Raw genomic sequence first — 20277 nt, 5'->3', positions numbered from 1 at the left:
GAGGCTCATGCGATGGCCCGGCCATTGCATGAGCCTTTTGCCAACAGGCGTGGGGCGGGGGTAAATTCGTGAACTATCACTGGAATTGGGGCATCTTCTGGGAGCAGACGCCGGAGGCGACGGGCACCTACTTCAGCACGCTGATGAGCGGGCTTGGTGTCACAATCCTGCTTGCGCTGTGTGCCTGGACGATCGCCTTCGTGGTCGGCTCGCTGATCGGCATCATCCGCACCCTGCCCTCCAAATGGTCGGAACGGCTCGGCAACGCCTATATCGAGACCTTCCGCAATATCCCCCTGCTGGTGCAGCTCTTCATCTGGTTCTTCGTCATTCCCGAACTGCTGCCGAAGGATCTCGGCACCTGGGTCAAGCAGTTGCGCAACGGCCCGTTCTATACGGCGGTCATCGGCATCGGCCTGTACATGTCATCCCGTGTGGCCACCCAGGTCAGCGCCGGCATCAATTCGCTGCCAAAAGGCCAGCGCATGGCCGGCACCGCGATCGGCCTCACCACCGTGCAGACCTATCGCTATATCCTGCTGCCGCTGGCCTATCGCATCATCTTCCCGCCGCTGACCTCCGAGTTTCTCAACACCATCAAGAACACCGCGGTGGCACTGACCATCGGCGTCATGGAACTGACCGCGCGGGCGCGCTCGATGCAGGAATTCTCGTTCCAGGTGTTCGAGGCCTTCACGGCCGCGACCGTGATCTACCTTGTCCTCAGCGCCGTGGTGACAATCGGGATGCGCTATGCGGAGAAGCGCCTCGTCATCCCCGGCTTTAACGGGGGGAAGGCGTAATGTTCAGCGATTTCGATTTCAACGTCATCTGGCGCAGCCTGCCCTACCTGTTCGAGCAGGGCATGACCTTCACGCTGACGCTGACGGCGATAGCCACCGTCGGCGGACTGATCCTCGGCACGCTGGTCGCCTTGATGCGACTGTCGTCGAACGTCGCGCTGTCGACCTTTGCGGCGAGCTACGTCAACCTGATGCGCTCGCTGCCGCTGGTGCTGGTGATCTTTCTGTTCTACTTCCTGATGCCCTATATCGGACAGTGGATATTGCGGGCCGACCAGCCGGTCCAGGTCGGCGCCTACACCTCGACCATCGTCACCTTCACACTGTTCGAGGCGGCGTATTTCTCCGAAATCATGCGCGCCGGCATCCAGTCGATCCCGCGCGGCCAGGTCATGGCCGGCTACGCCATCGGCCTGAACTACCGCGAGGTGATGCGGCACGTCGTGCTGCCGCAGGCCTTCCGCAACATGCTGCCGGTGATCTTCACCCAGACCATCGTGCTGTTCCAGGACACGTCGCTGGTCTACGTGCTGTCGATCACCGACTTCCTCGGCGCCGCCTCCAAGGTGGCGCAGCGCGACGGCCGCCTCACCGAAATGTACCTGTTCGCCGCGGTGGTCTATTTCGCGATCTGCTTCACCGCCTCGTTCTTCGTCAAGCGCCTGCAAAAGCGCATCAGCATCATCCGATAGCCGTGCCCTTCATTTCCGTGCCTCCAACATCCGGTCGATCCCCATGCCCATGATCACCATCGACAACGTCAGCAAATGGTACAATCCCACGTTCCAGGTGCTGAAGCACTGCAGCACCACGGTGGACAAGGGCGAGGTCGTGGTGGTCTGCGGTCCGTCCGGTTCGGGGAAATCGACCCTGATCAAGACCGTGAACGCGCTGGAGCCGGTGCAGGAAGGCACCATCCTGGTCGACGGTCTCAACGTCACCACGATGAAAAAGGACCTGCCGAAGCTGCGCTCGCGCGTCGGCATGGTGTTCCAGCACTTCGAACTGTTTCCCCACCTGCGGATCGTCGAGAACCTGTGCCTCGGCCAGACCAAGGTCCTCGGCCGCTCCGAGGACGCCGCGCGCGCCAAGGCCATGAAGATGCTGGAGCGCGTCGGCCTCACCGCGCATGCCGAGAAATATCCCGGCCGGCTGTCCGGCGGTCAGCAGCAGCGCGTCGCTATCGCGCGGGCGCTGGTGATGGACCCGATCTGCATGCTGTTCGACGAGCCGACCTCGGCGCTGGATCCGGAAATGATCAACGAGGTGCTCGACGTCATGGTCGAGCTCGCTAAGGAAGGCATGACCATGATGGTGGTGACCCACGAAATGGGGTTCGCCAAGAAGGTCGCCAACCGCGTCATCTTCATGGATGCCGGCGAGATCGTCGAAGACGCCCAGAAAGACGACTTCTTCGGCCACCCGCGCAGCGACCGCGCGCAGCAGTTCCTGTCGAAGATCCTGACACACTAGGCAACGAGCGACGCGCTTTCTTACCTCTCCCCGCTTGCGGGGAGAGGTCGGAGCCTGAGCGAAGCGAAGGCTTCGGGTGAGGGGGAGCCGCGAGTGAAACGCACGCTCCCCTCACCCGCCTCGAACGCGCTTCGCGCCTTCGAGACGACCTCTCCCCGCAAGCGGGGAGAGGTGAAGCCTACCAGGTAGCCAGCACCGCGCCCTTGAACTTGGTGGCGATAAATTCCTTGATCTCCGGCGACTGATAGCTCTCCACCAGCGTCTTCACCCACGGCTTGTCCTTGTCGGCAATGCGCACCGCGATGACGTTGGCGTAGGGCCCCTTGGGATCTTCACGCAGCAGCGCATCCCTGACCGGGTCGAGGCCGGACTGGGTGGCGTAGTTGGTGTTGACGCCCGCGGCATCGACGTCGTCGAGGGTACGCGGGGTCTGCGCGGCATCGATCTCGATGATCTTCAGCTTCTTCGGGTTCTCGGTGATGTCGAGCATGGTCGGCTTGAAACCGACGCCGTCCTTCAGCTTGATGACGCCCTTGTCGCGCAACAGCAGCAGCACGCGGCCGCCATTGGTCGGGTCATTGGGGATCGCCAACGAGGCGCCGGTCTTGATCTCGTCCCAGCTCTTCACCTTCTTCGAATAGATGCCCATCGGGAAGTTAACGGTGCCGCCGACGGATACGATCTTGTACTTGCGGTCGGCGATCTGGTTATCGAGATAGGGCTGGTGCTGGAACGAATTGGCCTGCAGGTCGCCGGCTTCCAGCGCCGCGTTCGGCACCACATAGTCGGAAAATTCGACGACCTGGATGTCGAGGCCCTTCTTGGCGGCGACCGCCTTCACGGCCTCCATGATCTGGGCATGCGGCCCGGCGGTGACACCGACCTTGATGGTCTCGGCATGAGCAGCGGCCGTCAGCGCAAGGGCTGCAACGGCGGAGAAAGCGAGAGAACGTAGCGACATATTCGATTCCTGTGGTGGTGTTGAAGATTGATCGAAGCGGTTCAGTTCGTGTCCCGGACGCGACGCAGCGTGCAACGCTGCTTCGCAGATCCGGGACCGTACCGATCGCCGGCGTTTTTGACGGTCCCGGCTCAGCAGTGCACTATGCCGCTAAGAAGCGGCGCACTGCACTGCGTCCGGGACACGTCCCATAAGTGACCTCACGAATGACGGTTGCGCTTGTCGAGGCGGCGGGAGAGCCGGTCGCCGATGGTCTGCACGCCCTGCACCAGAACGATCAGCACGATGACCACGGTGGCCATCACCTCCGGCATGAAGCGCTGGTAGCCGTAGCGGATGCCGAGATCGCCAAGCCCGCCGCCGCCGACCGCGCCGACCATGGCGGAGTAGCCAATCAGGCTGACCGTGGCCAGCGTCAGCGCCAGCGTCACCGCCGGCAGGGCTTCCGGCAGCAGCACCTTCTGCACGATCTGCAGAGGGCTGGCGCCAAAGGCGCGCGCGGCTTCGACCAGACCCTGGTCGACTTCGCGGATCGCGCCCTCGATGACGCGGGCAATGAAGGGAATTGCGGCGATGGTCAACGGCACCACCGCGGCGCTGGTGCCAATCGAGGTGCCGGCGATCAGCCGCGTCAGCGGCACGATGGCCACCACCAGGATGATGAACGGCGTCGAGCGCGTGGCATTGACTACGAGGCCGAGCAGACGATTGACCATCGGCGCCGGGAATAGTTCGTTGGCGCGGCTGGTGGCGAGAAAGATGCCGAGCGGCAGGCCGACCAGCGTGCCGAAGGTGCCGGCCAGCGCCACCATGGTCAGCGTGTCCAGGGTCGACCAGGCAATCAGCGACAACAGTTCAGGCGACATAGCCAAGGTGCTCCACTTTGTTGCGGGTGCTGGTCAGCTCGGCCACCAGCTTCGCCAACAATTCGGGCTCGGCGGCGACGGATGCGATCAGCGTGCCGGACGGATGGTCGGCGACGTATTCGATCTGGCCATGCATGATGTTGAAATCGACGTTGTAGGCGCGGGTCAGCCGCGACAGCACCGGCTCGTCGGCATCCGCGCCGGTGAAGGCAATGCGGATCACCGCCTGCATGCCGGGCGCGTAAGCGGGCTTCAGCTTGGCCTGCAGCCATTCCGGCACGTTGCCGCCGGTGACCTCGCCGACGAAACGCCGGGTGGTCTCGTGGTGCGGGTTGGCAAAGATCTCGTAGGTCGTGCCCTGCTCGACAATGCGACCGCCTTCCATCACGGCGACATGGTCGGCGAGCTTCTTCACCACCGACATTTCGTGAGTGATGAACAGGATGGTGAGGTTGAGGTCGGCGTTGATCTGCTTAAGCAGCGCCAGGATCTGGCTGGTGGTCTCCGGATCCAGCGCCGACGTGGCCTCGTCGGACAGAAGCACTTTCGGCTTGGTGGCCAGCGCGCGGGCAATGCCGACGCGCTGCTTCTGGCCACCGGACAGTTCGGCAGGATAGCGGTCGCGCTTGTCGGCGAGGCCGACCATGTCAAGCAGCGGATTGACGATGCCCGGGATATCGCGACGCGCCACGCCGGCGATTTCCAGCGGCAGCGCGATATTGTCGAAGGCGGTGCGCGACGACAGCAGGTTGAAATGCTGGAAAATCATGCCGATCGAACGCCGCGCCTGGCGCAGGCTGCGCTCGTCGAGCGCGCCGATGTCGAGGCCGTCGACATTGACCTTGCCGGAGGTCGGCAGTTCGAGGCCGTTGATCAGCCGGATCAGCGTCGACTTGCCGGCGCCACTGCGCCCGATCACGCCGACGATGGCGCCTTCGGGCACCTTGAGGTCGATGCTATCCACCGCCCGCACCTCGGCGGAGCCTGATCGCGCCGGGAAAATCTTGCTGACGCCATCGAAGGAAATGATGGCGCGCCCCTGCGGGTCGATGATGGGCACGGGCGCTCCGGTTGGCTTGGATAAGGGAGCGTTCATAGGAGATCAGTTCTGCGCGAATGGAAAGGCGGCGATGTGAGGATTGTTGGTCCGCAACGACGGCGAACCCGCGCAACCTACGGATTTTGCCAGCTAATTCAATGGCGTCGCCAAGAAAACCACAACCGCCTCCTAGGCTGTTCCGCTAGGGGACAGAAATGCCGGATTCGGCCTCATGGCAGCACGGCTGGCCTCCGCTCAGGCTTGCTCCAGGAGCTTGAGCGCCGCAGTGTCATCGCCGGCACGGGCGTCATCGATATAGGCCACCAGCAGCCGGTTGACCGCATCGGCGTCGAGCAGCCGGAGGTCCTGCGGATCGAGCCAGCCGTCGAAATAGCGATCGAGATAGCCGCGACGACCGTCCTGCTCACCGATCCAGACAGGACCCACCAGAGCGGCCGGGGCCGTCTCCCAGTAACAGAGGACCAACCGCCGCGTACGGGGATGGTGGCCAAGAATGCGCTTACCGTCGCGAGGGGCCTCGTTCATCGGCCGCAGAAGCTGACCGTATTCGCGTAACACCCGTTCGACGTGCATTTGATGATTCCATGGCGACGGCCCGAGCGAGCCGCCGTATCGCTAACTTCGTATTGAAGCGATTGTTTCCCGCCGCAAATCCGGTGATCACGATGGCGCAGCGCTTATGAAAAAGCCCGGAGCGAAGCTCCGGGCTGGTTCGTCCTGCGGGCGGTTACCAGCCACGATAGTAGCGCGGCCCGTAATAGGCATAGCGCGGACGGTAGCCGTAACCATAGCCGTAATAATGCGGACGATAGTAGCGGGGGCCGTAGTATCCGTAGCCGTAGCCGGGCCCGTATGCACCATAGGCGCCAGCGGCGAGCGCGCCCGCCGCCAGACCCAGACCGATGGCAGGGCCAGGGCCCCATCCGCGACCGCGCGCCTCTGCGGGCGCCGTCGTCACTGCCGCCGCGCCGAGCGCTGCGACGGTCGCCAAAATAACTGCTGTCTTCTTCATCACATTTTCCTTTCTCTCCCTGCCCCGAATAACGCCGAAGGAATTCGCTGGTTGCGGGAGGAACCTGGATTCTTTGGGTTCCAAAACGTCGAACGACGGGGCGCGGACCGGCAGATGCAACCGGCCGCTATTGCACGTCGGCAGCCCCATGTAGGCAAATCCAACTGGTCTAAACACAAATAGAAAATGACTCGGCCGTCGGGTTCGTCGTAGCGTGGTTCCATGCCGGCCGAGGTCCCGCCGGCACCGGATATGCGCCTGGAGAAGACATGACACTTTCGCGTTTCGAGATCACCCGCCGCACCGCGCTGCTGACATCGGCGGCCATTGCCGCCAACGTCGCCAATCCTTTGCGGGCCTTCGCCCAGGAGACCCCACGCAAGGGTGGCGTGTTCAACGTCCATTACGGGGCCGAGCAGCGCCAGCTCAATCCCAGCATCCAGGCCTCCACCGGGGTCTACATCATCGGCGGCAAGATCCAGGAGTCGCTGGTCGATCTGGACGCCAACGGCCAGCCGGTCGGCGTTCTCGCGGAAAGCTGGGAAGCCACGCCCGACGGCAAGACCATCACCTTCAAGCTGCGCAAGGGTGTGACCTGGCACGACGGCAAGCCGTTCACTTCGGCCGATGTCGCCTTCACTGCCATGAACATGTGGAAGAAGATCCTCAATTACGGATCGACGCTGCAACTGTTTCTGACCGACGTCGAAACCCCCGACCCGCTCACGGCCATCTTCAAATACGAGCGGCCGATGCCGCTTGGCCTGCTGCTGCGCGCGTTGCCTGACCTTGGCTACGTCTCGGCCAAGCACCTCTATGAGTCCGGCGACATCCGCCAGAACCCGACCAACCTCGCACCGGTCGGCACCGGGCCGTTCAAGTTCGTCAAGTACGAGCGCGGCCAGTACATCATCGCCGACCGCAACGAGAACTACTGGCGGCCCAACGCGCCCTATCTCGACCGCATCACCTGGCGCGTCATCACCGACCGCGCGGCCGCCGCGGCGCAGATGGAGGCCGGCGACCTGCACTACAGCCCGTTCACCGGCCTGACGATTTCCGACACCGCGCGCCTCGGCAAGGACAAGCGCTTCGTCGTGTCCACCAAGGGCAACGAGGGCAACGCCCGTACCAATACCATCGAGTTCAACTTCCGCCGCAAGGAGCTGGCCGACATCCGCGTCCGCCGCGCCATCGCCCATGCGATCAACGTGCCGTTCTTCATCGAGAATTTTTTGGGCGATTTCGCCAAGCTCGGCACCGGGCCGATCCCGTCAGTGTCCACCGACTTCTATCCCGGCGCCGACACGCCGCAATATCCCTACGACAAGAAGAAGGCGATCGCGTTGCTCGACGAGGCCGGCTTCAAGCCCGGCGCCGGCGGCACCCGCTTCAGCCTGCGCCTGCTCCCGGCGCCGTGGGGCGAGGACATCTCGCTGTGGGCCACCTTCATCCAGCAGTCGCTGGGCGAAGTCGGCATCCCCGTCGAGGTCGTGCGCAACGACGGCGGCGGCTTTCTCAAGCAGGTCTATGACGACCATGCCTTCGACCTTGCCACCGGCTGGCACCAGTACCGCAACGACCCTGCCGTCTCGACCACCGTCTGGTATCGCTCCGGCCAGCCCAAGGGCGCACCGTGGACCAACCAGTGGGGTTGGGAAGACGCAGCCATCGACAAGGTCATCGACGACGCCGCCACCGAAATCGATCCGGCCAAGCGCAAGGCCCTGTATGCCGAGTTCGTCAAGCAGGCGAACACCGCATTGCCGGTGTGGATGCCGATCGAACAAATTTTCGTCACGGTGATTACCGCCAAGGCACGCAACCATTCCAACACGCCGCGCTGGGGCTCCTCGAGCTGGCACGATCTGTGGCTATCGGCCTGACGCAAAGGCTGGCAGGATAGCCCGATGCGTATTCTGACTCTCGCGGGGCGGCGGCTCGCCGCCTCGATCCCGACCCTGTTCCTGATCCTGATCGGCGTGTTCCTGCTGCTGCAGTTCGCGCCGGGTGACACCGTCGATGCGATGATGGCCCAGATGGGCGGCGGCGACGCGGCCACCGCGCGCGAGTTGCGCAAATTCTATGGGCTCGACCTCTCGATCCCCATGCAGCTCGGCAATTATCTCTGGAAGCTGGTGCGCCTCGATCTCGGCTTCTCCTCGATCTACGGCAAGCCGGTCGCGACCGTCATTCTCGAACGTCTGCCGCCGACGCTGCTGCTGATGACGGCGTCGCTGTCCTTCGCCTTTTTCTTCGGACTGGTGCTGGGCGTCATCGCCGCGCGCGGCTTCAACAAATGGCCGGACACCCTGATCTCGACGCTGGGCCTGATCTTCTACGCGACGCCGTCGTTCTGGTTCGGGCTGATGGCCATCGTGGTGTTTTCGATCTATCTGCAATGGCTGCCGGCCGGCGGCTTCGAGGATATCGGCGCGGTGCAGACCGGCCTGTGGCGTACCCTCGACATCGCCCGCCATCTGGTGCTGCCGACGCTGACGCTGGGCCTGATCTTCCTCGCCATCTATCTGCGCATCATGCGGGCCTCCATGCTCGAGGTGCTGAACCTGGACTTCGTGCGCACCGCGCGCGCCAAGGGCCTCGACGAGACCCGTGTGGTGGTCCGCCACGTGCTGCGCAACGCCCTGCTCCCGATGGTCACCCTGATCGGCATCCAGGCCGGCACCATGCTCGGTGGCTCGGTCGTCGTGGAAAGCGTGTTCTCGCTCCCGGGCCTCGGTCGCCTCGCCTATGAATCCGTCGTGCAGCGTGACCTCAACACGCTGCTCGGCATTGTCTTCGTCTCAGCCCTGCTGGTGATCGTGGTGAACTTCTTCGTCGATCTGCTCTATGCGCGGCTCGATCCGCGCATCACGGCCGAGGGCTGAGCCATGGACGCCGTGAAACGCTATTGCCGCAGTCCCTCCGCTCTGGTCGGCCTCGTGCTGCTGCTGCTGGTGATCGCCATGGCGATCTCCGCCGGCTGGCTGTATCCGCGCGATCCGCTGGCGCTGGCCGGCCGGCCGCTGATCTGGCCGTTCTCCAATCCGCGCTTCCTGCTCGGCACCGACAATTCCGGCCGCGACATCGCGGCCCAGCTGTTCTACGGCGCGCGCATTTCGTTGCTGATCGGCGTGGTCGCAACCGCCATCGCGGTGGTCATCGGCGTGCTGATCGGCGCCTTCGCCGGCTATTACGGCGGCTGGGTCGATACCGTTCTGATGCGCATCACCGAGGCGTTCCAGACGCTGCCGAATTTCGTGCTGCTGCTGGTGCTGGTCGCGGTGTTCGGCTCGACGCTGACCACGGTGACCATCGCCGTCGGCATCGTGTCGTGGCCGGCGCCGGCGCGGCTGACCCGGGCCGAATTCCTGTCGCTGCGCAACCGCGAATTCGTCCAGGCCGGCCGCACGCTCGGCATGAAGGACATCCAGCTGATCCTCGGCGAGATCCTGCCCAACGCGCTGCCGCCGGTGATCGTCTATGCCAGCGTGGTGATGGCTGTGGCGATCCTGCTGGAAAGCGCGCTGGCCTTCCTGCGGCTGTCCGATCCGAACGTTGCGTCCTGGGGCAACCTGATCGGGCTCGGCCGCGACGTGCTGCGCGTGCAGTGGTACGTCTCGGCGATCCCCGGCATCGCCATCCTGGTCACCGTGCTGGCGGTGTCGCTGGTCGGTCAGGGCCTCAACGACGCGCTTAATCCAAGGCTCAAGGGACGATGACCGAGACTTCCACCGCAGTCCTGCGGCTCGATAACCTGAGCGTCAGACTTCCCGATGGCGCGGACCGGACCCACGCGCTGGCGGGCGTCTCACTGGCCATCGCCGCCGATGAGATTCTCTGCGTGGTCGGCGAGTCCGGCTCCGGCAAATCGATGATGGCCAATGCCATCATGCGACTGCTGCCCGGCGGCGTCAGCATCGATGGTGGCCGCGCGCTGTTCGAGGGCATCGACCTCGCTTCGGCGAGCATCAACGACCTGCGCAAGGTGCGCGGCGCCGGCATCGCGATGGTGTTCCAGGAGCCGATGACGGCGCTCAATCCGCTGCGCACCATCGGCGACCAGATCGGCGAGATGTTCTCGATCCACACAGACCTGTCGAAGGCCGACATTCGCGCCCGCGTGCAGGCGCTGCTCGAAGACGTGCGCATTCCCGATCCCAAAGCGGCAGCGCGGGCCTATCCCCATGAGCTGTCGGGCGGGCAACGCCAGCGCGCCATGATCGCCATGGCGCTGGCGCTCGATCCGAAACTGCTGATCGCCGACGAGCCGACCACCGCGCTCGACGTCACCACGCAGGCGCAGATTCTCAAGCTGATCCGCGAATTGCAGCAACGCCGCAGGACCGCGGTGCTGTTCATCACGCATGATTTCGGCGTGGTGGCGGAGATCGCCGACCGCGTGGCGGTCATGCAGCACGGGTCGATCGTCGAACAGGGCAGCGTCCGCGACGTCCTGCTGAAACCGCAACATGCCTATACCAAGCAACTGCTCGCCGCGGTGCCGCCGCTGACCGCGCCACCGCCGCGGACGTTGTCCGAGGACATGGTGCTGACCATCGACAACGTGTCGAAAACCTATCGCACCGGCGGCTTTCTCGGCCGCGGCGCGCGCGTGACTCATGCGGTGAAGAACGTCTCTCTGCAACTGCCGCGCGGCGCCACGCTGGGCATCGTCGGCGAATCCGGCTCCGGCAAATCCACCCTCGCCCGCTGCCTCGTCCGCCTCATCGATCCCGATGCCGGATCGATCATGGCCGACGGCAAGGACTGGGCGACGATGACCAAGGAAAACGTGAGGCGCGAGACGCGGCACATCCAGATGGTGTTCCAGGACCCGTTCGCCTCGCTCAATCCGCGCCGCAAGGCCGGCGAGCTGGTGGCGCAGGGGCCGATCATCCACGGCACGCCGCGCGCCAAGGCACTGGCCGACGCCCGCGAACTGTTCGCGCTGGTCGGCCTCGATCCCGCCGCCAGCGATCGTTTTCCGCACGAGTTCTCCGGCGGCCAGCGCCAGCGCATCGGCCTCGCCCGCGCGCTCGCCTTGCAACCTGCAATTCTGGTGGCTGACGAAGCGGTATCGGCGCTCGACGTCTCCGTGCAGGCCCAGGTGCTCAAGCTGCTGGCCGAACTGCGCCAGCGCCTCGGCCTGTCCATCGTGTTCATCACCCACGACCTGCGCGTCGCAGCGCAGATCTGCGATCTCGTCGCGGTGATGAAGGACGGCGAAGTGGTGGAGCATGGCCTCGCTGGCGATGTGCTTGGACGGCCGCAGCATCCCTACACGAAGGCGCTGATCGCCTCGATCCCCGGCGGCAATTTCGAGCGTGCGAGGCCGTAGCCGGCTAGACCAGCCCGCGCCAGCGCTGGGCCGCACTGAATGCTGGCGCCCACAGCTGATCGGCTGGCTGGCCGCGATGCAGCGCTTTGCCGAGTTCACAGATCGCCATGAAGGCGTCGGTGCGCGCCTCCTGGACTTCGAGCGTATCGTCCCCGTCACCCTTGATGAGGCCGGCGATGCCGTTGAGGATCGGCAACGCGGCTTGCGGAAGCTCCTGCTCGGCGGCCTTCAGGGCTTCGAGCACGGCCTCGGCCTTTTCCAGCTCGTTCATGTCAGATCTCCCGCGCATCGCGACGGCGGTAAAGCGCCAGCATCAGCGGCGCCAGATGGCGCAGCAAGCCATGCGCGACGATCGGTGTCGGCTCGGAGAACGGAAGCGCCAGCTCGCTCTCCGGCACGCCACGCACCGCCTTGGAGAGTTCGTCGCCCAGCGCGATCGACAGCGCCACCGCGCGGCCGTTGCAGCCGGCCCAGGCATAGGCGTCCGGCCCGAGCCGGTGGATGCGCGGCAGGAAGTCCGTGGTCATGCCGACATAGCCGTTCCAGACATAGTCGAATTTGACGTCGCCGATCTCCGGCCAAAGCCGCTGCAGGCGTTCGGCAACCATGGACTTCAGCTTCGCCACCGCGTCGTTGGTGTTGATCAGCGCGCCGCCCGTGACCAGGCGATTGCGCGCATCGTAACGCGCGAAGTACAGCTCGCCATGGGTATCGGACATCGCCTGACGGCCGGGAATGATGATCTTGCGGGCGGCGTCGGACAGCGGCTGCGTTGCCATCTGCCAGGAACGGATCGGCATCACTTCATGGGCGATATCCGGCGCCAGTGCTTTGGCGAACTCGCCGGTATAGGCGTTGGTGGCCAGGATCAGCGCGCGGCCGCTGATCTGCCCGTTCGCCGTCTTGACGACCCAGCGGTTGTTCAGGCGTTCGAAGCTGACCACCGGCGACCGGGCAAAAATGCGCCCGCCTCGCTGCAGCAGTGCCGCCGCAAGACCGCGCGCCAGCGCCAACGGATTGATGTGGCCACCGGTCCTGTTCCAGAAACCACCATACCACGCATCGGAGCCGAGCATTTGCCGCGTCTGGTCGCGCGACAGGATCTCCACCGGCGCGCCAAATTTCGACCACTGCCGGACGCGGCGTTCGGCGATCTTCATGCGGCCGGGCGAATGCACCGGCTGGACCCAGCCGGCCTGCTCCTGCTCGGCCTGGATCTGGTAACGGCGCGCCACGTCGAACAGCGTCGAGGCGCTGTCGCGCAACAGCGCGACGAAGCGTTCGCCGACGATGCCATGCCTGGCGATGATGTCGTCCGGATCGGGTCGCGACAGCGTGGGGATCACCTGGCCGTTGTTGCGGCCGGACGCGCCCCAGCCCGGCTCCGCGGCCTCGACCACGGCAACGTCCACGCCGGCCTCGCGCAGATGCAGCGCGCTGGACAGGCCGGTGAAGCCCGCACCGATGACGATCACGTCGGCAGAGACATCGCCGGCAAATTGCGGCAATTGCGGCCCGGCCGGTGTCATCGCGGCCCACAGCGAGTCGGGCCAGCGCATATTTGCGGAATCCATCGTCGTCCTTTCCCGCCGATCAAGGCCTTTGGGGCCGGGGCCCCCTGCAGCAGGTTGGGTTGCCGGGGCCTGATCGATCTGTTTAGCTTAGATGCCAATTCACGCCGGGGAAATAACAGAGTGTCACTCAAGAATGTCATCGGAATCGACCACGCCGTCGTCGTGGTCAGCGATCTCGACAAGGCCGCCGCCAACTGGAAGCAGCTTGGCTTCACGGTGTCGCCGCGCGGCACCCACAGCGCCAAGATGGGCTCCGGCAATTACACCATCATGCTCGATCCGGATTACATCGAACTCCTCGGCGTGCTCGTCGAAACCGAGCACAACACGCCGACCCGCGCGTTCCTCGCCAAGCGCGGCGAAGGCATCGAACGCATCGCCTTCACGGCGGTCGATTCCGCCGCCGGTGTCGAAGAGATCCGCGCCCGTGGCTACGAGCCGCTCGGCCCGACCGATTTCGAGCGCCCGGTCACCCTGCCCGACGGCAGCGTGTCGGCAGCAAAATTCCGTGTCTTCCAGTGGCCGATCGAAGAGGCCCCGGGTGGACTGCGCATCTTCGCCTGCCAGCACAAGACGCGGGAAACCGTCTGGATCCCAGAACTGATGAAGCACGCCAACGGCGCACAGCGCCTGCGACAGGCCCTGATCGTGTCGCCTGATGCGGCGAAGGACGCCGCGCATCTGTCGCGCATGATCGATCGCGACGTCAGGGTTGAGCCGGACGGCGCCGTGGCGGTGCCGTCGGGATCCGACCGCGCGGATTTCGTATTCGTCACCAGGGAACAGCTGGGCGCGCGCTATCCCGGCGTTTCGCTGGACGGCCTGCCCGAGCGCGGCGGCGCCGCGCTGGTGATCGCCGTCTCGGATCTCGCCACAGCGGAAAAGGCGGTAGGCAAAGTCGGCGTCCGCAGCGCCGGCGCCGTTTGCGTGCCGCCCGCCGCCGCCAACGGCGTGCTGCTGGCCTTCGTCAAGTAAGCGACCCGGGGACACGCCATTGCCCTTTCGCGGGGCGTGTCCCCAAAATCCCGGAGCGGCCCGGCCAGGATGTCGGGGACTTCAACGGTCACCGACACCAGGCCTCCCTACAAGGCTCACGGACGCAGGCTTGCCCTGCACCGGGCGCCCCAGAAATTTCTTTCGTTGACGAACAGCCGTGCAGCACGCTTCTGCCGCCGTCGACCAAACAACAGTCTCCGGTTCTGTTGACTGCATCGCACCGCGCCGTAGCATTGCGGTGCAGGTCGGCGATAGCGCAAGGCAAGCCGTTCTGCGCGCGGGCGCTCAAGGCCCGCGGAGACATCCCCGTCCCGAATGAAGAATCACCATGTCCGAACGCCACAGGCTCCGCGACTTCGTCATCGATTTCACCCGGCTGATCGACCGCCATCTCGACGAACCCGCGATTCTCGTGGAAGGACGCAAACTGGTGGCCCGTCTTGTTGCCACCGACGACTGGCTGCCCGAGCCCTATTCGCAGCCGGGCGCAAACCACTATCAACAGTATCTGCTGCACGCCGACCCGCTGGAGCGTTTCTCCGTGGTCAGCTTCGTGTGGGGACCGGGGCAGAAGACGCCGATCCACGACCACACCGTGTGGGGCATCGTCGGCATTTTGCGCGGCGCCGAGACCGGCGTCGCCTATACGCTAAAGCCCGGCGGCGGCTTCGAGACCGGTCCGGCGGAGCGCCTGGAGCGTGGCGAAGTGGTGGCGGTTTCGCCTGATATCGGCGATATTCATGTCATCGCCAATGCCTATGACGACCGCCCGTCGATCTCCATCCACGTCTATGGTGGCAATATCGGCGCCGTCAGGCGCTCGGTGTTCGATCCGCTAAGCGGCGTGCCCACGCCGTTCATCTCGGGCTACTCCAACGCCACCGTCCCCAATCTGTGGGATCGCTCCAGGGATTGAACGATCCCGCGACACTTGCCAGAAAGTCCCGTCATGACCCGTCTCGTCACCACCGCCGAGGTTCGCGCCTCATTGATCGAAGGCCGCGAGATCGCCTTGTTCGACGTGCGCGAGGAAGGCCCCTATTCGCGCGCCCATCCCTTGTTTGCGGTGTCGCTGCCGCTGAGCCGGATCGAGCTCCGCGTGCTTGATCTAGTGCCCCGGTGGGATGCGCCCATCGTCGTGTATGATGACGGCGAGGGATATGCGGCGCGCGCCGAAGCACGGCTTCAGCAGCTCGGCTACAGCAACGTCGCGCAGCTCGATGGCGGGCTCGATGGCTGGCGGCGCGCCGGCGGCGAGATCTTCATCGACGTCAACGTGCCCAGCAAGGCGTTCGGCGAGCTGGTGGAGTCGACGCGGCATACGCCGTCGCTGGCCGCACACGAAGTCGAGCGCCTGATCGCCGACAAGGCCGATATCGTGGTGCTGGATTCCCGTCGCTTCGAGGAATACCGCACCATGTCGATCCCATCAGGCACCAGCGTGCCCGGCGGCGAACTGGTGCTGCGCGTGCAGGATCTGGCACCGCGACCCGAGACCACGGTGATCGTCAACTGCGCCGGCCGCACCCGCTCGATCATCGGCACCCAGTCGCTGATCAATGCCGGCATTCCCAACAAGGTGTTTGCGCTGCGCAACGGCACCATCGGCTGGACGCTGGCCGGACTCGAACTGGACCGTGGCGCCGAACGGCGATTTCCTGAACTGTCGGCGGACGCCCGGGCCGCCGCGCAGGCCCGCGCGCAAGCGCTCGCCGAACGCGCCGGCGTCCGTAACGTCAGTCCCGAAACGGTCTCGCAATGGCAGCAGCAGAGCGATGTCACGCTGTATCTGCTCGACGTGCGCACCCCAGCGGAATTCGAAGCCGGACATCTGCCCGGCTTTCGCTCAGCGCCGGGCGGGCAACTGGTGCAGGCCACCGACGAATGGGTCGGCGTGCGCCATGGCCGCATCGTGCTGGCCGATGATGACGGCGTCCGTGCCACCCTCGCCGCGTCATGGCTGATCCAGATGGGATGGCGCGATGTACATGTGCTCGATGGCGGCATCAAAGGCGGGCATCTCGAAACCGGGCCGCGCGCACCGCGCCACCCGCCTTCGCCGTCCGGCACCATCGCAACCATCACGCCACAAGCGCTTGCTGCAGAACGCGACCAGACCGTGGTCATCGATCTCGCCACCAGTCCGCGCCATGCCAGCGGCCATGTCCCCGGCGCCTGGTTCGTGGTGCCCGCGCGACTCAGGGAGGCGCTGCCGCGATTGCCGGCCGGCCGGCTGGTGCTGACCTCCTGCGACGGCGCGCTGGCGCATTACGCCGCCGCCGATCTCGCAGACATCACCGACCGCGCGGTCGCGGTTCTCGCCGGCGGCACGGAGGCCTGGAAGGCCGCAGGGCTGCCGCTCGAACGCGGCGTACCGCACAGCCTCGAGGAGGTCGATGACGTCTACAAGCGGCCCTACGAGGGCACCGACAATGCCGCCGCGGCGATGCAGGCCTATCTCGACTGGGAATTCGGCCTGGTCGAACAGCTTGCCCGCGACGGCACTCATGGCTTCCGCGTGTTGTGAGCGGTTTGCATCGATCCTGATGCGGATAAAAACTGGAAAGGAATGGTGCGCCATTCAGAATAAAACTACGAACTCTTATGTTATTGAAATATCTAAATAATTTCGTTCCGTCTGAACGTGATGCTCTATTAAGTGACCGCATTGTGCCCGATATCGTTGATTTAGTCGCCGCTTTGTTTCGGGCTCATCCGTTTCCACGGCCATGCTTGCTGAGTTCGGATTTCAGGTCGCCGACGGTCAGGATCGGTACGGGCTCTGTCGTCGTTGGACACCTCTTCGCCGGTCTCGGCATCTACTTTCGCGTACTTGATGCGGTGGCCGGTGTTCTTGTTGATCTGATTGAAGGAGACCTTCTCTCTCTGAGGTCGCCAGAACAAGGCGATCGGACAGGTCACCAGCGACAGCCGCAAAAAGCCCTTCCAGTTCGCCCGCGGCGCCATCTTGGAACTCCGTTGCACCAGACGGCGATTCAATCGGTCAGACGGCCTGGGGTTCCATCACCTGCATTCGGGACAGGTGCCCCGACCGAATCCAGCACCTCCCGGGCGTGGGGATCGCTCCGGTCCTTCGCCCATCCGTGCTGGTCGCATTTTTGGATGGCGCCGGCCTCCAGCAGCAGGCCGATCGCCCACCGGTCCACCGTCCTGAAATCCGGCCGTTCTCTCGTCAGCATCTTGCCCCCTCTCTTGACGGTGAATCCGCGGACCCCGCGGTTTGTTCCTCCGGGGCTCGGGTGTGAGCGGACGACTATCGACTTCGCGAAGCGCGTGGGTGCATCCGTTCTGTCAGACGAACACCTCGACGGCAGCCTCGGAGGAAAAATGATCATCTATCCGGGTGCGGGCAAGGTCGATGGCAGAAAAGCCATCAATACAACGCCCGCCGGCCCACAGGTATCCTGTTCGTAGTAACGGTCAATTATTATTAGCGGGATCTGGGGGACTGGATCGCCGCAGCGTCGCCCTCGTCCGAGATGTGACATAAGTGACAGGGATTTTGCCATGGGTGTCGGGTGATTCCCGCAACACGGATCTGACCGGGACGCCATCGCTGGGCGCCGAAACTCTAAGCTCCGGCAAAGGAGACGCGTTTACGATGATGCGCCGATTTTTTCTGGTTCTTTCAAAATCGCAAGACGGGCGCCATCACGGTTGCTCAGGCGCCGAACTTCGTTTTATGGGTTGTAATCGTGGGGAGCGTCTTGATCTGGGTTTGGCACCCCCTAGGTCGCTTAAGGATTGCCCCTCGAAATTATTGTCAAAGGCGGTCTTTTCGTTTGGGCGATCGACGAGGTCTGGCGCGGGGTCAATCCGTTTCGCGCTGTTTCGGGGTAGCCGTGTTGTGTTATGCGCTCGTGACATTCCGTCCTCGGATTCTCTCCGTTCTTTTCTGAATCGTCGCGGATTACCTTTTAGTGGACGGGAGAAGGTTCGGCATCGATGGGCTTATTCTCTGAAATTTGTGAGCGTGTTGTAGCAGAGGGTTGGTGCTAGGCCCGCGAGGCGACGTCACGCTGAATGAAGCGGATAAATTCAACGCTGGTACTGAGGCCGACGAGGGTTTTCGTGATCGATAACGTAATGGGCGGAGAACTCGGTGCCGATTCAGATCGGAGTTCTCAAGCGCAGCGGCACCCAACATGCGAGTTCTACGTCGGCCAATGGTCTGGCTCGCGCGCGAGCCCGACGCAATCTGTTCGAAACCTCAACGGCGTTGTGGCGCAGATGATCCGGGAGACTGCATCGGGGAAGGCAAGGATCGGTTTGACCTCGGGCACATGGGCGTGAACGACGAGCAGACAGTTCTTCGGTCAAACCGGTCACACACCTAACGGATGCATGTCGAGGATCTGGCGAAGCGCAACGTCGAGTTCTTCGCCGGGGTTGCGAGGCAAGGTTCGGCTCCTCCAGGCAACATGCCGATCGGGTCGGACAAGAACCGCCCCGGAGTCATCGGTACCGGAGAAATTAGTCCACGCGCGTTGAGGATCTTCGTAGTCCGCATCTGGTCCGCTACCTATGACCAGACACCTTACAGCGAGCGGCCCATGACTATCGACGCTCTGAACGGCGTCAAGCCAAGCTCGCCTCGCCTCCGGCTTCACCAGCAGCGTCATGCTGTCGTCGGCGATCACGTCATGAATAGAAAGCATCACCCCATCGCGCCTTATCCAGAAATGCGGAAGCCGTGCTCCCGGCCATGTTGTCGGCTGATAGTCGATAATGGGGTCGATCGGCTGCGGTACACGACCAGCTTCGGCGATGACGGCGCCATCCTGATAGATGAAACCGAGATCGAGGCCGAGAAAATGATAGTGCCTTGTTTGTCCAGGAATCCTTCGGATGAACTCCGATCGTGCCTGCTTGCCGCGCTTGTCATCCGCGTCAAGCAAAGCGGTCTTCTTGAGCGCCTTGCTCACGAGACGGTCGATCAGGGAAGTCTGCCAAGCGAATGGCAGCACGCGGAAGGTGATTGACCGTTGAAGCGCTTGCAACCGCCGGAGGTCGTTTAGATGTAGCCCACAGACCTCTAGGAGATCGCTCATCTCATCAAAGTTCTGCGCGCTATGTCGAATGTTGGTTTGGGCTACGGGTCGCCGTTCTCGCTCGTAGCTGTCGAGAAGCTTTGGACCGGACAAGCCGCGGATTGCGTGAGACAGTTTCCATGCCAGATTATGGGCGTCCTGAACGCCTGTGTTGAGCCCAAGGCCGCCCGTGGGCGGCAGGCTATGAGCCGCATCACCGGCCAGGAACATCCGCTCGCGGCGATAGGCCGAGGCGAGCTTGGCCGACACAGCCCAGGGTCGTATGAGCTTGATTCTTAAATCAGCCAGTTGGCGGCCCACTGCGGCCGCAACCAGCGCTTGGCACCTCTTTTCGGTGAAGTCCTCGGGCGCTTGCTGCGGAGGGAAATAGGGGGTGAACAGGACCCATTCGTGCGGTATCCAATGTGCGATAAGCACGCCGAACGCCGCGGGGTTAATAATCCAGTACAGAATGCCTTTCCGGTGCGCGACCAGATCGGTCAGGTCTGCGGTGAAGTAAACGCCGATCATGTCCTGGAGCAATCGCCCCTCCCACTTCACGTCCATTGCTCTCCGGAGCGGGCTGGAGGCCCCATCGCAGGCAACGAGGTAGTCGCCCGACACACGTTCGGCTTCGGGGCCTTTGAGTAAGGCATGGACTGCTTCTCCGTCCTGTTCGACGGAGACACATTCGCACCCCGGAAGGAAGCGGATCAGTTCGTGCTCCCTCACCTTTTGCCAAAGCAGCGGCTCAAGGCGGTTCTGCGGGAACTGCATCGCATGAACGGGGCTAAGAGCCAGGAGCGAGGGGAGATCCTCCGGCATGGCAGAGCATCGGCCGAGTTCGCGACCCGCCAACGACGTCACCCAGCTGATGTAAGCCCGCTCGAAGACGTTTTGGCCTTGGCGCATGATCAGGTCAGCGACGCCGATTTCGCGAAAGACTTCCATCGTACGCGTGTTTAGTATGCAGGCGGCAGGATGTGCCTGAGGCCGGGCGTTCTTTTCGACTAAGGTCGATGAGATGCCAGCTCGAGCAAGCAGGAGCGCCAAGGTTAGACCCGTGGGTCCGGCGCCGATAACGACGACCCGTGGAGAGGACTTGTCCATGAGTATCTCGCCTGTTGATAGTCGATGCGG

18 protein-coding genes and 1 pseudogene are annotated in these 20277 nt (G+C 63.8%); 10 read left to right on the top strand and 9 right to left on the bottom strand.

What is annotated here, in order from left to right; all coding sequences use genetic code 11:
* Positions 1 to 68: 68 nt before the first annotated feature.
* From ACUXVA_RS16285 to ACUXVA_RS16275, 3 genes are read left to right on the top strand one after another with little or no spacing between them, the layout of a single operon-like run.
* Complete coding sequence (locus ACUXVA_RS16285) at positions 69 to 803, top strand: amino acid ABC transporter permease (protein ID WP_445487051.1); 735 nt, start codon at positions 69 to 71, stop codon at positions 801 to 803.
* Positions 803 to 1495, top strand: a complete 693-nt coding sequence (locus ACUXVA_RS16280) for an amino acid ABC transporter permease (RefSeq protein WP_265079364.1) — start codon at positions 803 to 805, stop codon at positions 1493 to 1495. Before ACUXVA_RS16285 ends, ACUXVA_RS16280 begins: the two co-directional genes overlap by 1 nt.
* 49 nt (positions 1496 to 1544) lie before the next feature.
* Complete coding sequence (locus ACUXVA_RS16275; RefSeq protein WP_445493305.1) at positions 1545 to 2276, top strand: amino acid ABC transporter ATP-binding protein; 732 nt, start codon at positions 1545 to 1547, stop codon at positions 2274 to 2276.
* A 178-nt stretch (positions 2277 to 2454) separates the two neighbouring features.
* On the opposite strand, the gene ACUXVA_RS16270 is transcribed toward ACUXVA_RS16275, so the two are convergent.
* The 5 genes from ACUXVA_RS16270 to ACUXVA_RS16250 all read right to left on the bottom strand — a co-directional run bounded on the left by ACUXVA_RS16270 (position 2455) and on the right by ACUXVA_RS16250 (position 6175).
* A complete protein-coding gene (locus ACUXVA_RS16270) occupies positions 2455 to 3237 on the bottom strand; it encodes a MetQ/NlpA family ABC transporter substrate-binding protein (protein WP_445487048.1) in 783 nt (260 codons plus the stop codon).
* Positions 3238 to 3437: 200 nt separating this feature from the next.
* On the bottom strand, positions 3438 to 4103 hold the full coding sequence (locus ACUXVA_RS16265) for a methionine ABC transporter permease (protein ID WP_265079366.1): 666 nt from the start codon (positions 4101 to 4103) through the stop codon (positions 3438 to 3440).
* Positions 4093 to 5199 (bottom strand): methionine ABC transporter ATP-binding protein, encoded by a 1107-nt coding sequence (locus ACUXVA_RS16260; RefSeq protein ID WP_445487046.1) that lies wholly within the window; start codon positions 5197 to 5199, stop codon positions 4093 to 4095. Before ACUXVA_RS16260 ends, ACUXVA_RS16265 begins: the two co-directional genes overlap by 11 nt.
* Positions 5200 to 5397: 198 nt before the next feature.
* Positions 5398 to 5736 (bottom strand): hypothetical protein, encoded by a 339-nt coding sequence (locus tag ACUXVA_RS16255; protein ID WP_445487044.1) that lies wholly within the window; start codon positions 5734 to 5736, stop codon positions 5398 to 5400.
* A gap of 154 nt (positions 5737 to 5890) precedes the next feature.
* Complete coding sequence (locus tag ACUXVA_RS16250; protein ID WP_445487042.1) at positions 5891 to 6175, bottom strand: hypothetical protein; 285 nt, start codon at positions 6173 to 6175, stop codon at positions 5891 to 5893.
* Between the two features lie 269 nt (positions 6176 to 6444).
* Here ACUXVA_RS16250 and ACUXVA_RS16245 point away from each other — a divergent pair, with 269 nt between their 5' ends.
* Genes ACUXVA_RS16245 through ACUXVA_RS16230 form a run of 4 tightly spaced genes read left to right on the top strand, consistent with a single transcriptional unit; the run spans position 6445 to position 11516 of the window.
* The gene (locus ACUXVA_RS16245) at positions 6445 to 8061 is read left to right on the top strand and encodes an ABC transporter substrate-binding protein (RefSeq protein WP_445487040.1); all 1617 of its coding nucleotides are present in this window, start codon (positions 6445 to 6447) and stop codon (positions 8059 to 8061) included.
* 24 nt (positions 8062 to 8085) lie between these two features.
* On the top strand, positions 8086 to 9063 hold the full coding sequence (locus ACUXVA_RS16240) for an ABC transporter permease (RefSeq protein WP_445487038.1): 978 nt from the start codon (positions 8086 to 8088) through the stop codon (positions 9061 to 9063).
* A 3-nt stretch (positions 9064 to 9066) separates the two neighbouring features.
* A complete protein-coding gene (locus ACUXVA_RS16235) occupies positions 9067 to 9897 on the top strand; it encodes an ABC transporter permease (RefSeq protein ID WP_265079372.1) in 831 nt (276 codons plus the stop codon).
* Entirely contained in the window at positions 9894 to 11516 is a 1623-nt protein-coding gene (locus ACUXVA_RS16230) for an ABC transporter ATP-binding protein (protein ID WP_445487035.1), read from the top strand. The genes ACUXVA_RS16235 and ACUXVA_RS16230 overlap by 4 nt, the downstream gene beginning before the upstream one ends.
* Positions 11517 to 11520: 4 nt before the next feature.
* On the opposite strand, the gene ACUXVA_RS16225 is transcribed toward ACUXVA_RS16230, so the two are convergent.
* Together ACUXVA_RS16225 and ACUXVA_RS16220 are read right to left on the bottom strand one after the other, a co-directional pair.
* On the bottom strand, positions 11521 to 11787 hold the full coding sequence (locus ACUXVA_RS16225; protein ID WP_445487033.1) for a hypothetical protein: 267 nt from the start codon (positions 11785 to 11787) through the stop codon (positions 11521 to 11523).
* Position 11788: 1 nt separating this feature from the next.
* Complete coding sequence (locus ACUXVA_RS16220; RefSeq protein WP_445487031.1) at positions 11789 to 13090, bottom strand: NAD(P)/FAD-dependent oxidoreductase; 1302 nt, start codon at positions 13088 to 13090, stop codon at positions 11789 to 11791.
* A 120-nt stretch (positions 13091 to 13210) separates the two neighbouring features.
* Between ACUXVA_RS16220 and ACUXVA_RS16215 the strand changes: the two genes are divergently transcribed.
* The 3 genes from ACUXVA_RS16215 to ACUXVA_RS16205 all read left to right on the top strand — a co-directional run bounded on the left by ACUXVA_RS16215 (position 13211) and on the right by ACUXVA_RS16205 (position 16613).
* Positions 13211 to 14065, top strand: a complete 855-nt coding sequence (locus ACUXVA_RS16215; protein WP_445487029.1) for a VOC family protein — start codon at positions 13211 to 13213, stop codon at positions 14063 to 14065.
* 349 nt (positions 14066 to 14414) lie between these two features.
* Positions 14415 to 15002, top strand: coding sequence for a cysteine dioxygenase family protein (locus ACUXVA_RS16210; protein ID WP_265079376.1), 588 nt, complete (start codon positions 14415 to 14417; stop codon positions 15000 to 15002).
* Positions 15003 to 15035: 33 nt separating this feature from the next.
* Positions 15036 to 16613 carry a rhodanese-like domain-containing protein gene (locus ACUXVA_RS16205; RefSeq protein ID WP_445487027.1) on the top strand — a complete coding sequence of 526 codons (1578 nt, stop codon included), beginning with the start codon at positions 15036 to 15038 and terminating at the stop codon, positions 16611 to 16613.
* Positions 16614 to 16870: 257 nt separating this feature from the next.
* Here ACUXVA_RS16205 and ACUXVA_RS16200 read toward each other — a convergent pair.
* Both ACUXVA_RS16200 and ACUXVA_RS16195 read right to left on the bottom strand, forming a co-directional pair.
* A pseudogene (locus ACUXVA_RS16200) lies at positions 16871 to 17053 on the bottom strand (Ku protein); the annotation flags it as partial.
* A 1379-nt stretch (positions 17054 to 18432) separates the two neighbouring features.
* A complete protein-coding gene (locus tag ACUXVA_RS16195; RefSeq protein ID WP_445487025.1) occupies positions 18433 to 20247 on the bottom strand; it encodes an FAD-dependent monooxygenase in 1815 nt (604 codons plus the stop codon).
* Positions 20248 to 20277: the final 30 nt, after the last annotated feature.

This window comes from Rhodopseudomonas sp. RCAM05734, assembly GCF_052658035.1.
Note: the sequence above shows the minus strand (reverse complement) of the source record. Positions and strands in the feature narration are given on the sequence as shown.